10 protein-coding genes are annotated in these 12799 nt (G+C 50.7%); 8 read left to right on the top strand and 2 right to left on the bottom strand.

Features of this window, described 5'->3' with window-relative positions; translation table 11 throughout:
- Window positions 1–650 precede the first annotated feature (650 nt).
- The 8 genes from NHN17_RS05330 to luxS all read left to right on the top strand — a co-directional run bounded on the left by NHN17_RS05330 (window position 651) and on the right by luxS (window position 10456).
- Window positions 651–902, top strand: a complete 252-nt coding sequence (locus NHN17_RS05330) for an oxaloacetate decarboxylase subunit gamma (RefSeq protein ID WP_255041095.1) — start codon at window positions 651–653, stop codon at window positions 900–902.
- A gap of 69 nt (window positions 903–971) precedes the next feature.
- A complete protein-coding gene (gene oadA, locus NHN17_RS05325; RefSeq protein WP_255041094.1) occupies window positions 972–2759 on the top strand; it encodes a sodium-extruding oxaloacetate decarboxylase subunit alpha in 1788 nt (595 codons plus the stop codon).
- A 9-nt stretch (window positions 2760–2768) separates the two neighbouring features.
- On the top strand, window positions 2769–3899 hold the full coding sequence (locus NHN17_RS05320) for a sodium ion-translocating decarboxylase subunit beta (protein WP_255041093.1): 1131 nt from the start codon (window positions 2769–2771) through the stop codon (window positions 3897–3899).
- Between the two features lie 118 nt (window positions 3900–4017).
- Window positions 4018–4449 carry a YqaA family protein gene (locus NHN17_RS05315; protein ID WP_255041092.1) on the top strand — a complete coding sequence of 144 codons (432 nt, stop codon included), beginning with the start codon at window positions 4018–4020 and terminating at the stop codon, window positions 4447–4449.
- A gap of 12 nt (window positions 4450–4461) precedes the next feature.
- Entirely contained in the window at window positions 4462–7326 is a 2865-nt protein-coding gene (locus NHN17_RS05310; RefSeq protein ID WP_255041091.1) for a M16 family metallopeptidase, read from the top strand.
- Between the two features lie 171 nt (window positions 7327–7497).
- Window positions 7498–9066 carry a glutamate--cysteine ligase gene (gshA, locus tag NHN17_RS05305; protein ID WP_255041090.1) on the top strand — a complete coding sequence of 523 codons (1569 nt, stop codon included), beginning with the start codon at window positions 7498–7500 and terminating at the stop codon, window positions 9064–9066.
- A 106-nt stretch (window positions 9067–9172) separates the two neighbouring features.
- Entirely contained in the window at window positions 9173–9814 is a 642-nt protein-coding gene (locus tag NHN17_RS05300; RefSeq protein WP_255041089.1) for a transglycosylase SLT domain-containing protein, read from the top strand.
- Between the two features lie 123 nt (window positions 9815–9937).
- A complete protein-coding gene (gene luxS, locus NHN17_RS05295; protein ID WP_255041088.1) occupies window positions 9938–10456 on the top strand; it encodes an S-ribosylhomocysteine lyase in 519 nt (172 codons plus the stop codon).
- Between the two features lie 83 nt (window positions 10457–10539).
- On the opposite strand, the gene NHN17_RS05290 is transcribed toward luxS, so the two are convergent.
- Window positions 10540–11817 (bottom strand): HlyC/CorC family transporter, encoded by a 1278-nt coding sequence (locus NHN17_RS05290; protein WP_255041087.1) that lies wholly within the window; start codon window positions 11815–11817, stop codon window positions 10540–10542.
- 78 nt (window positions 11818–11895) lie between these two features.
- Window positions 11896–12693 (bottom strand): cytochrome C assembly family protein, encoded by a 798-nt coding sequence (locus tag NHN17_RS05285; RefSeq protein WP_255041086.1) that lies wholly within the window; start codon window positions 12691–12693, stop codon window positions 11896–11898.
- Between the last annotated feature and the right edge of the window lie 106 nt (window positions 12694–12799).

Below are 12799 nucleotides of genomic sequence, written 5' to 3'. Positions count from 1 at the left end.
CGTAGCTCAGCTGGATAGAGTACCTGGCTACGAACCAGGCGGTCGGAGGTTCGAATCCTCCCGAGCGCGCCATTATTTAAAAGCTCAGCTTAGGCTGGGCTTTTTTTCTATCTGTACTTCTGGCTACACCACGCCCTTCTATCTGCACCCGCCATCAAATATCTACTCTGATTGATTTATACCAACCTACATGAATACGTGATCAACTACTTATCCAGATTGGTATTATCCCATTTATCTTGTCCATTCAACGAATGACTCAAAAGACCAGGAGATGACTCTGTTTGGTCTTGGTCACCGCTTCCTGTGAGCGACTGTTATCATATACAAAACAAGGACTTTGTTTATTTACGTTATCGCTGACTATGTTTACGTAAACGTAATGAGAGATAGGGGGGGCAGTAGCTGCTACTCTTCATAGAGGGAGGGTGAAAGTGATGGTACCGAAAGGGTGGAAAGTGACAAAAAAACGTGTGTTTTCATTGTGTTTTCACTGTTCTTTTAGAGAGTTTTTGTAATTTTACGACCAAACCCTCAGAAAAAGACCAAATAACCACCATTGATTGGCTTATTGTTAATCAGTTTGACATAAATTTACTTAACGTGGTATTTGTTAACGCGCCTATTACAAATTAATGAAGGGAAGCATTATGGCAGATTTAGGTCCTTTGCTGTGGGAAGCGGCGACGATCATGGTTACCGGTATGGTCGTGGTTTTTTTGTTTCTCAGTATTTTGATCTATTTAGTGCAGCTGTTGGCCAAAATTGCGCCGAAAGAGACACCGAGTGCACCGGCATCTAGCCAGTCATCACCAGTTGCCGTTAATCACAATGGCATTCAGCCAGAGGTTGTTGCTGTTATTTCAGCGGCGGTACACCGCTACCGTGACCAGAAGGCATAAGCGACAGTATTACTGTTGCAATGAGATTGTGATTTTTAGGAAGAATTTTTTTACAAGGAGTTTGTGAGCATGTCCAAGCCATTAGCGATCACTGACGTTGTGTTACGTGATGCCCACCAGTCGTTATTCGCTACTCGTCTTCGCATTGAAGATATGTTGCCTATTGCCGAGAAGCTAGATGATGTCGGCTATTGGTCGTTGGAAACCTGGGGCGGCGCAACGTTTGATGCCTGTATCCGCTACCTGGGCGAAGATCCGTGGGAGCGCCTGCGTTTGCTTAAGCAAGCGATGCCCAAAACCCCGATGCAGATGCTGCTGCGCGGCCAGAACCTGCTGGGCTACCGTCACTATGCTGACGATGTGGTCGAGAAGTTTGTTGAACGAGCCCACGCTAACGGAATGGATGTATTCCGCATTTTTGATGCGATGAATGATGTCCGCAATTTTGAAAAAGCGGTCAAGGCCGCCGTTGATGTCGGCGCACATGCACAGGGCACCATCTCTTATACCACCAGTCCGGTCCATAATCTTGATACTTGGACCGATCTGGCTAAGCGGCTCGAAGATCTCGGCTGCCATTCTATTTGTATCAAAGACATGTCTGGACTGCTCAAGCCGTATGAAGCGGAAGAGTTGGTCAAGCGCATCAAAGCCTCCTGTGATGTGCCATTGGCTTTGCACTGCCATGCGACTACAGGGCTTTCGACGGCCACCGCTGTCAAGGCGGTAGAAGCCGGGCTCGATATTCTCGATACCGCTATTTCTTCTATGAGCCAAACCTATGGCCATACGCCAACCGAAACCGTGATTGCAATGCTGGAGGGAACCGAGCGCGATACTAACTTGGACTTGCAACAGCTGGAGCCGATTTCAAGCTACTTCCGCGAGGTACGCAAGAAGTACGCGAAGTTTGAAGGTAGCCTCAAAGGGGTTGATGCCCGTATTTTGCTGGCCCAGGTTCCCGGCGGCATGCTGACCAATATGGAAAGCCAGCTCAAAGAGCAAGGTGCTGCGGATCGTTTTGATGAAGTGCTGGAAGAGATCCCACGCGTACGTGAAGATCTGGGTTTCATTCCACTGGTGACACCGACATCACAGATTGTTGGCACCCAAGCGGTATTGAATGTCCTGACCGGTGAGCGTTATAAGAGCATCAGTAAGGAAACCGCCGGAGTGCTCAAAGGGGCATACGGTGCGGCACCTGCGCCAGTCAATGCGGAGCTGCAAGCTCAAGTACTTGACGGCGGTGAGCCAATTACCTGTCGCCCGGCAGACTTGATAGATGCTGAGCTGGACGTTTTAACGACGGATTTACTGGCCAAGGCAAAATCGGACGGTATCGATCTGGCTCAAGATCAGGTTGATGATGTACTGACTTACGCCCTGTTCCCGCAGGTCGGTTTGAATTTCCTTAAAAACCGCAAAAACCCTGAGGCATTTGAGCCTGCCCCGGGCAGTGAACCGGAAGTTGCTGCTGAGCAGCCTGTTCCCGTAACCAGTTCGGCGGCCACGGTAGAAGCATACAGTGTGAAAGTAAATGGTCAGGTCTATAACGTTGAAGTCGGCCCAAGTGGTGAGCTGACTTCGGTTGAGCCTGCAGCCGCCAACACATCTGCACCTGTCGCTGCGCCACAAGCAAGTAATGCCGAAGACTTACCTGCACCACTGGCCGGGAACATTTTTAAGATCAATGTTCAGCCTGGGCAGCAGGTATCTGAAGGTGAGGTATTGGTGATCCTCGAAGCAATGAAAATGGAAACCGAAGTCCGTGCCGCTCGTAGCGGTACTGTGCAAGATCTCCATGTCAAAGAAGGTGATTCAGTGGCCGTCGGTTCGCCGATCCTGAGTCTGGCATAAGAGGGAACCATGGACGGATTATTAACTCTCTGGAACGAGACGGGTATTGCCAATTTTGAACTTGGTCAGCTGTTTATGATGCTGATCGGTGCCGGCCTGTTGTTCTTAGCGATCCGCAAGGGCTTTGAACCCTTGCTGCTGTTGCCAATGGGTTTCGGTGCGATTTTGGCCAATATTCCCAACGCCGGTTTCACCGAGCCGGGTGGCTTGCTGTATTACATCTACTACATTGGGATCGAAACGGGTGTTTTCCCGCTGTTGATCTTCATGGGGGTTGGGGCGATGACTGATTTCGGGGCGCTGATAGCCAACCCGAAAACTTTATTGCTCGGCGCGGCAGCTCAGTTCGGGATCTTCTTTACCTTATTCGGTGCCATTTTGCTAAATGCCGTACCGGGTATGGAGTTCACCCTAGCAGATGCTTCCTCGATCGCCATTATTGGTGGGGCGGATGGCCCGACGGCGATCTTCCTGGCCAGCCAGCTGTCCCCCGATTTGCTCGGTGCGATTGCGGTAGCCGCCTACAGTTACATGGCGTTGGTACCGATCATCCAGCCGCCGATCATGAAAGCACTGACGACGCCGGAAGAGCGCCAGATCAAGATGCAGCAACTGCGTGACGTTAGCAAAGGCGAGAAAATTTTGTTCCCGCTGGCTGTCCTGCTGATGACTATCCTGTTCCTGCCTGCTGCGACGCCGTTGGTTGGGATGTTCTGTCTGGGTAATTTGATGCGTGAATCCGGTGTGGTGGATCGTTTGTCCAATACGGTACAGAACGAGCTGATCAATATCGTGACCATCATGCTGGGCCTGGGGGTCGGTTCGAAATTGGCGGCAGAGCAGTTCCTGCGCTTCGAAACTCTCGGTATTTTGGTCTTGGGCGCGGTAGCTTTCAGTGTCGGTACCGGTGGTGGTGTGCTGATGGCTAAGGTGCTCAACCGCTTTAGCAAAGAAGACATTAACCCGCTGATCGGTGCTGCTGGGGTCTCAGCTGTCCCTATGGCTGCCCGTGTGGTTAATAAAGTCGGCCTGGAAGCTAATCCACAGAACTTCTTGTTGATGCATGCAATGGGGCCAAACGTCGCCGGTGTACTCGGCTCGGCGGTTGCAGCCGGTATCTTACTGGCATTGGTTGGCTAAGTCGCCTGACAGCAAAATATCGCAACAATTTAAAACGGGCATCCTTCGGGGTAGCCCGTTTTTTTTACCCTCAGATCGGGTAAGGTACAGCAAACATATCAATCAACTAGAACGATAAATGCTAGAGTTATTTAATGGCGAATCAGCCTTATGGGTGTTATTCACCACCGGTTTTTTAAGTGCGACCTTGTTGCCGGGCGGGTCAGAGGCCAATCTGATAGCCACGATAAAGCTGGGGGATAATGCGATTTGGCTGGTGGTTGTCGTGGCGACAATCGGCAATACCTTGGGCGGCATGACCAATTATTGGTTGGGAAGGTTGCTGCCAGATAAAACTTCTAAAGAAAAACACGGTCATAAAGCATTACTATGGCTAAAAAAATACGGCTACTGGTCGTTATTCTTCAGCTGGTTACCGGTGATTGGTGATCCGCTGTGTTTGGCCGCAGGCTGGTTGCGGATGCGCCATTGGCTCAGCTTTTTCATCATCATGGTGGGAAAAGCGGCGCGCTATACCGTACTGGCTTTACTGGTCCAAGGTTTATTATAAGGAAGGCATTAAGTGCATAAGTGGATAGTGGGGATTGCGCTGATCTCTCTTGCAGGCTGTAGCCAACTACAGTCTCAACAGGCCGGGGCGCCCGAGTTGCCGCAAGGGGTAACATTCGTCGAACAAGTCAAACCTGGGGCGTCATCTGACACACCGGTTATCCCGTATTCTAAATACCAACTGGCCAATGGGCTGACAGTGTTACTGCATGAGGATACATCGGATCCGCTGGTCCATGTTGATATGACCTACCATGTTGGCTCTGCCCGCGAAGAGCTGGGTAAGTCGGGGTTTGCCCATTTTTTCGAACATATGATGTTCCAAGGCTCGGAGCATGTGGGTGATCAAGAGCATTTCAAGTTGATCACCGAGGCCGGTGGCACACTGAATGGCACGACCAATCGTGATCGAACCAACTATTTCCAGACCGTACCGGCCAACCAGCTTGAGAAAATCTTATGGCTGGAAGCGGACCGTATGGGATTTTTGCTCGGTGCCGTGTCTCAGCGTAAATTTGAGATCCAGCGCTCGACGGTCAAAAATGAACGTGCCCAGCGTTACGAGAACCGTCCTTACGGCTTGGTCTACGAACGCATGGGTGAAGCCTTATTCCCTCGCACCCATCCATATTCATGGCAGACCATTGGCTACATTGAAGATCTCGACCGTGTTGACGTCAATGATCTCAAAGCCTTCTTCCTGCGTTGGTATGGCCCGAACAATGCCACCCTGACGATAGGGGGGGATATTGATATTGAGCAGACACTTGAGTGGGTCAATAAGTACTACGGCTCTATCCCGCGTGGACCTGAGGTTGAAAAACCGGCCAAGCAGCCCGTTACTTTGGAAAACGATCTGTACCTGACGCTGGAAGACAAAATCCAGCAGCCGATGTTACTGATGGCGTGGCCGACGTCGTATAACGGTGCGGATGATGAAGCGTCGCTCGATATGCTGGCTCGGGTCATCGGTGGAGGCAAAAACAGCCTGATGTACCAGAATCTGGTGAAAACCGGCAAAGTCGTGGATGCGGGCGCATTCCATGACTGTGCAGAGCTGGCGTGTACCATGTATGTCTACGCTATAGGTCAAAGCGGCAAAGCAGGTGATCTGAAAAATCTTCGCGCAGAAGTGACCGCTATCCTCGATGGTCTGGAGCAGCGCGGCGTGTCAACCAAAGAGCTGGAAGAGCTCAAGGGCATGGTCGAAGCAAATGCCATCTTCGGTTTGCAGAGCGTCAGCGGTAAAGTATCGCAGCTTGCTTCCTATGAAACCTTCTTTGATAACCCGGGTTACCTTGGAACCGAGCTGAATAACTTACGCTCTGTTACAACGGCGAGTATGGAGCAGGTGTATATGCGCTACCTCAATGGTCATCCGAGTGTGACATTGAGTGTGGTGCCAAGAGGGCGCACCAGTATTGAGGCGGCAAAATCTAACTTTACCCCGCCCCCGCGTATTATTCCTGAATACACCAAAGTGTCTGAGGAAAAATTACAACAGCAGATGCGTGAGCCCGTAGATGATTTTGACCGTACAGTGATGCCACAGCCGTCATCTCCTGTTGAGGCGGTAATGCCAGAGCTGTACCAGTTCGAGTTGGCCAATGGCATCAAGGTGCTGGGTACCGAGTACCGCGAGACACCCACGGTGGAAATCCAGATGGTCGTCCCGGCAGGTCGCCGCTTTGAGCCGGAAGGCAAGGCAGGTTTGGCCAAGATGACGGCCAGTATGATGGCTGAGGCGTCACAGGAATCGACAGTTGAGGAGTTATCTTCTCGTTTGGATCGCCTGGGCAGTACGGTCAGTTTCTCGGCGGGAAAATATGGCACGGTGGTTTCTGTCACCTCTCTAACCAAGTTCCTGCCGGAAACGCTCGATATCATGCAGGAGCGCTTGTTCCAGCCTGCGTTTGATCCGGCTGATTTTGCCCGCGTGAAGCAGCAGGCCCTTGAAGGGATAATCTATGAACACCAGCGCCCAGCTTGGTTAGCCGGACAGGCAACCCGTGAAGTGTTGTTTGGTGGTACATCATTTAGTTTGCCACCGGAGGGAACTAAAGCCTCGCTGGAGTCTATCACTCTAGAAGATGTCAAAGCTTTCTACCGTCGTTACTACACCCCGAATGGTGCGGATATTGTGGTCGTGGGTGATATTGATAAGACACAGTTGACGTCTTCACTGGGCTTTTTAGCCGATTGGCAGGGGATGCCCAAGCCGACATATGTGACGCCGGCAATGCCAGCGATGCCAAAACAAACCGTATGGCTGGTGGACAAGCCGGGCGCGCCACAAACGGTGATCCGTTTTGCCCGTCAAGGTTTGCCGTTCGATGCAACCGGTGAACTGTACGAAACTCAGTTGGCAAACTTCAACCTCGCAGGCAACTTCAATAGCCGGATTAACCTTAACCTACGTGAAGACAAAGGCTACACCTACGGTGCAGGCGGTTATCAGAGCGGTGGAAAGGAAGTTGGTTTATCGGTGTATTACGCCCAGGTAAGAGCGGATGCGACACTGCCTTCGGTGAAGGAATTTCTCGCTGAGCTTGAAAAAATGGCAAGTGAAGGGGTGACGGACGAAGAGCTAAGCTTCATGCGCTTGGCGGTGGGACAGAAAGATGCCCTGAACTATGAAACCCCAAGCAAGAAGGCGCAGTTGCTGGGCCAGATCTTGACCTACTCGCTACCGGAAAACTTTGTTGATACCCGCAATGAAATCGTTGCCTCTATTACCAAGGCGCGCATCGATGAGTTGGCGGAAAAGTGGTTTGACCCGGCTGATTACCAGATCATTGTGGTCGGTGATGCTGCCAGCTTGAAGCCACAGCTCGAGACCCTCGGTTTGCCGATAAGGGCACTTTCGCCAAATATGTAACCGATGAGAGCCGGCCTTGTGCCGGCTTTATTATTTGAATTGAGTTTTACTATTATTCCGTTAGTTGTGATTGTTACTCATAGGTAAAAGAGTTTCGATGCAATAATCATGGTAATCAGTATCAATTATGATTAATCTACCGGACTGAGTTGTTGATGATTGAGAATAACAGTGATGGATTTTTCACAGAGGCTGCAAAAGGTTGCGGCTAATCCTGATGCCCTGACCCTATTAGGGCGAGGTCTTGAGCGCGAAGCCTTGCGTATTACCCCAAATGGCAAACTGTCTAGCGAGCCTCATCCGGCGGAGCTGGGATCAGCGTTGACTAACAAATGGGTGACGACAGATTTTGCCGAGCCATTGCTGGAATTTATTACGCCGGTTTCTCAGAATGTTGATCACCTGTTGTCACAGCTAAGTGACATCCACCAGTTTACCTACAGCAAACTGGGCGATGAAAAACTCTGGCCGATGTCGATGCCATGCGTGGTCGGTGATCAAGATGACATCAACTTGGCCCAGTACGGCAGCTCAAACAGCGGCAAGATGAAAACCTTGTACCGTGAAGGCCTGAAGCGCCGTTATGGCAGCATCATGCAGGTTATTTCCGGGGTACACTTTAACTTTTCTTTTCCGGATAGTTTTTGGGACACACTGTTTGGTGAGCAACCAGAACAAGAGCGACAAGATGCGGTTTCTGACGCCTACTTCGGTTTGATCCGCAACTACTACCGCTTTGGCTGGCTGATCCCTTACCTGTTCGGGGCATCCCCGGCACTGTGTGGATCTTTCCTCGAGAATACCGAATCGAAACTGGATTTCGAGAAGATCGGATGCGGTACCTACTTTTTGCCCAACGCCACGGCGCTTCGCCTGAGCGATTTGGGTTATACCAACCATGAACAAAGCTCGCTGAAGATTGGCTTTAATGGCTTGGAGCAATATTTGGATGGCCTGAAAAAGGCAATCCGCACGCCATCGACTGAGTTTGCCAAACTCGGGGTAAAAGTTGATGGTGAATACCGCCAGCTGAATGACAATGTGCTGCAGATTGAAAATGAACTGTATGCGCCAATCCGACCTAAGCGTGTTGCCAAAAATGGTGAGAAGCCATCTGAGGCCTTGAGCCGTGGTGGCGTCGAATATATTGAAGTTCGTTCACTGGACGTGAATCCATTCAGCCCAATCGGTATTACTGCTGATCAGGTGCGCTTCTTGGATATGTTCCTGACTTGGGCAGTGCTGTCGCCATCGGCATCGATGGATGACGCAGAGCTGGCGTGCTGGCGTGATAACTGGAATCGTGTGGTTCTCGATGGTCGCAACCCGGATCTCATGCTGAAAATCGGCTGTAATGGTGAGCGTTTGTCAGTTCAGGATTGGGGTACCCGTGTCTTTGCTGAGCTTGCCGATGTAGCCAAGGCCATGGATGCCGCTGCCGGTTCTGATGCTTATCAAGAGACATTGGCTCGCCTGCAGACCTGGATTGAACAGCCCGAGCTGACCCTGTCGGCACAGTTGCTTGATGCGCTCCGTGAAAATAACGGAATTGGTTCGGTGGGGCAAAGCTTGGCAGCAGCCCATGCCGCAAGTTTGAATGAACGCCAGTATCAGTTTTATTCTTCGGATATGTTCGAGCAGGAAGCGGCGGAATCTGTTGAGCGGCAAAAGCTAATCGAAAACAGCGATGAGCTGTCTTTTGATGCTTTTCTTGATGCGTATTTTGCTGATATAAAATAAAAAAAGAGGGCAGCGACCTTGCTGCCCGATAATTCATTTCGCAGGGATGATAGTCGCCATTAGCTAACTATCATAGATTCAGACCACAAGGATGGCGTGAAGTTCCATGTTTGCCCAATCCCCATTTAAGTTTGTTAAATCGAGGTATTGCCGTTTGGCACTTCTCCTCAGTGCTGCAGCGATTCTTTCCGGCTGTGCGACGCCCCCTCCCCAAGATCAAAACAATTTGTGCAATATCTTCCGTGAGCACCCGAAATGGTATAAATCCGCGTTGGATATGGAAGAAGAGTGGGGCACACCGATGCAGGTTGCCATGGCATTTGTGAAGCAGGAAAGTAGTTTTCGTCATGATGCCAGACCGCCGAAAAAGTATGTGCTGGGCTTTATCCCATGGGGGCGGGTCAGTAGCGCCTATGGTTATGCGCAAGCGCAGGACCCGGCTTGGTCTGATTATCAAAAGGCAACACGAAATGGTGGCTCCCGCACTAATTTTTCCGACTCATTGATGTTTATTGGCTGGTACACCCATGAAACCCAGCGTCAGCTCGGGATTTCGAAATGGGATACCTATAACCAGTATCTTGCCTACCACGATGGTCGGGGAGGTTACCGTCGCGGGACTTATAAGTCCAAGCCGACGTTGCTGAAGGTTTCTCGTCGTGTTGAACAGCAGGCCAAAGATTATGGCTGGCAGCTCAAGCAGTGCCGCCAAGAGCTGGAAAATAACCGCAGCTGGTGGCCGTTCTAGCGAGAGGCTACCAGGCGATCGCAAAACCCACTTGCTGGGTTGCCGTGGTGTGATATAACTTTTAATAATGAATGCATCGGAGTGCTTTAATCACCGGTGCTAAGGCCAAGGAGTAAGGAAGCAATGCCACTATTAGATAGTTTCACCGTTGACCACACTCGTATGCATGCTCCGGCTGTACGGGTAGCCAAGACCATGCAGACACCGAAAGGCGATACTATTACTGTTTTCGACCTGCGTTTCTGTCGTCCTAACGCAGATATCCTCAGTGAGCGCGGGATCCATACTCTTGAGCACTTGTATGCCGGCTTCATGCGTGATCACCTAAATTCTGATCAGGTAGAAATTATCGATATTTCGCCAATGGGGTGTCGGACCGGTTTCTACATGAGCTTGATCGGTACCCCGACCGAGCAACGAGTTGCCGAGAGCTGGACTGCGGCGATGGAAGATGTACTGAAGGTTGAGTCGCAGGACAAGATCCCCGAGCTGAACGAGTACCAGTGCGGAACTTACAGCATGCACTCGTTAGAGGAAGCACAGGCAATTGCCCGCCATATTATTGAGCAGGGTATTGCCGTGAACCAAAATGATGAGCTGGCTCTGCCAGAGGCTATGTTGCAAGATCTAAGTGTAAAATAACGCAGATCAGCGACTGTTCAGCCAATAAAAAGCCGGCGATAATGTCGGCTTTACTGTATCTGTCGCTTAGGCTGATACTAAGATCAGCCCGTCTTCTTTAGCTGGTTGGGGAGCACCCGAACTTGCTTGATCATATTGCCAGAGACCTCGATGATCTCCATCTGGTAGCCGGAAACCTCGATGCTGATCTGGCTGTCGGGAATGTCTTCCAGGTGCTCCAGAATCAAGCCGTTGAGGGTACGCGGGCCATCGGTCGGTAGCCCCCAGTTAAGACTCTTGTTGAGATCCCGGATATTGGCACTGCCTTCAATCATCAGGCTACCGTCAGGCTGCGGGGTGATTTCCTCAGCCAGAGTCGGACTGATAGAAGTGGTAAATTCACCTACAATCTCTTCCAAGATATCTTCCAAGGTGATCAGGCCCTGGATATCACCGTATTCATCGACAATCAGGCCAATGCGCTCTTTATTGCGTTGGAACTTCAGCAGCTGGATATTGAGTGGTGTCCCTTCCGGGATGAAGTAGACCTCGTCCGCTGCTCGCAGCAGGTTTTCTTTGCTGAAGTCATTCTTGTCCATCATCAGGCGGTAGGCCTCGCGCACCCGCAGCATGCCGACCACTTCATCGATATTGTCTCGGAACAGCACAATGCGACCATGGGCGGAGTGGCTAAGCTGGCGGACAATCGATTTCCAGTCATCGTTGACATTGATGGCGGCAATTTCGCTGCGCGGCACCATCAAATCTTCCACGGTGACATTTTCCAAGTCGAGGATTGACAGCAGCATGTCCTGGTGACGGCGAGGGATCAGGCCTCCGGCTTCGTTTACCACGGTTCGTAGCTCTTCCGAGCTGAGCTTGCCATTGTTGGCATTATCAACCCGCAAACCGAGCAAGATCAGGAAGCCATTGGTAATGCCGTTAACAAACCAGACCAGCGGATAAAGCAGCTTCATCAGTAGTTGCAATACGACGCTACTGGCGTAAGAGACACGTTCAGGGTAAAGGGCGGCAAGGGTTTTCGGGGTCACCTCAGCAAACACCAGTACGACTAAGGTCAGAGCACCGGTGGCGATGGCTACCCCCATATCGCCATAGAGACGCATACCGAGAATGGTGGCGATGGCGGAAGCGAGAATATTGACTAGGTTGTTGCCGATCAGTATCAGGCCGATCAGCCTATCGGGACGCGACAGGAGTTTTTCAACCCGCTTGGCCCCGCGGTGTCCCTGGTTGGCCAAGTGCCGCAGTTTGTAGCGGTTGAGGGCCATCATTCCGGTTTCAGAACCGGAAAAATAACCGGAAATAACAAGAAGTAATATCAAGAGGGAGAATAAAAGTCCCGTGGATATATCGTCCAAAAACCTATTTCCTTAACGTTTCTGTTACTTGAACTTTGTACCCAGACTCACTGGGTGTCAATGAATGGGACACGTAATTTATACCCCAATGATAATTTCTTTGACGAAGCGGCTACCGAAATAGGCCAGTGTCAATAGGAATGCGCCGACCAGACTAACCCAGACCACACGGCGTCCACGCCATCCTCTCTGGTAATGTCCCCACAACAAGACAGAATAAACACACCATGCCAGCAGAGAAAAGATGGCTTTGTGGGTCTTGCCTTGTGCCAGCATATCTTGAATAAAGATAAATCCGGTCACCAACGTGACGGTTAATAGCGAGGTACCGACCAAAATGATCTTGAAAAGCTGACGCTCGACCATCATTAAAGGAGGGATGTTCGGATTAATCACCAGGCTCTTCTTGTTTTTCAGCTTGTGATCCAACCAAGCCAGTTGTATCGCATACAGGGTTGCAATCATCAGGGTCGAATAAGAGAACAGCGCCAGAGAGATATGCAGCAGCACTTCTGGATGGGTTTCCAGGTGAGTAATAAAGGCGCCCGGAAGGAAAGTGGCGGCGGTAAGGTTAATTGCTGCAAAGCTGTAGACGATAGGCAGCAGGAACCAGACCCGCATCTTTAACATCGCGCCAGTGGTAATCGTTGCAATCAGTAAACTGATCAGCGAGGCCACGTTTAAAATACTGAGATTTTGTCCCTGTCCACCCAGAATGAGATCTTTGAGCAGCAGGATATGAAGGGCAATAGCGGCCACGGCGAAAACAAAGACCGGCTTGGTCTTGATGCCATTGCTGTTGGTGAGCCCCGGTACAACCAGCCCTAGGGCAAGAAAGTAAAGGCATGCCGCCATTACGGCAATCAACATATCCATAGTAAACTTAACTATTTAAGATGGTAAGAGTTCGCAATTATACCTTGCTAGCCGTCTGCCCGCCATGATAAAGCGAGATCAATAGCCTACCGAGGCGGTTTTATCA

It is taken from the genome of Photobacterium pectinilyticum, from assembly GCF_024357955.1.
Classification (GTDB): domain Bacteria; phylum Pseudomonadota; class Gammaproteobacteria; order Enterobacterales; family Vibrionaceae; genus Photobacterium; species Photobacterium pectinilyticum.
This window is presented reverse-complemented; position numbering and strand designations above follow the sequence as displayed.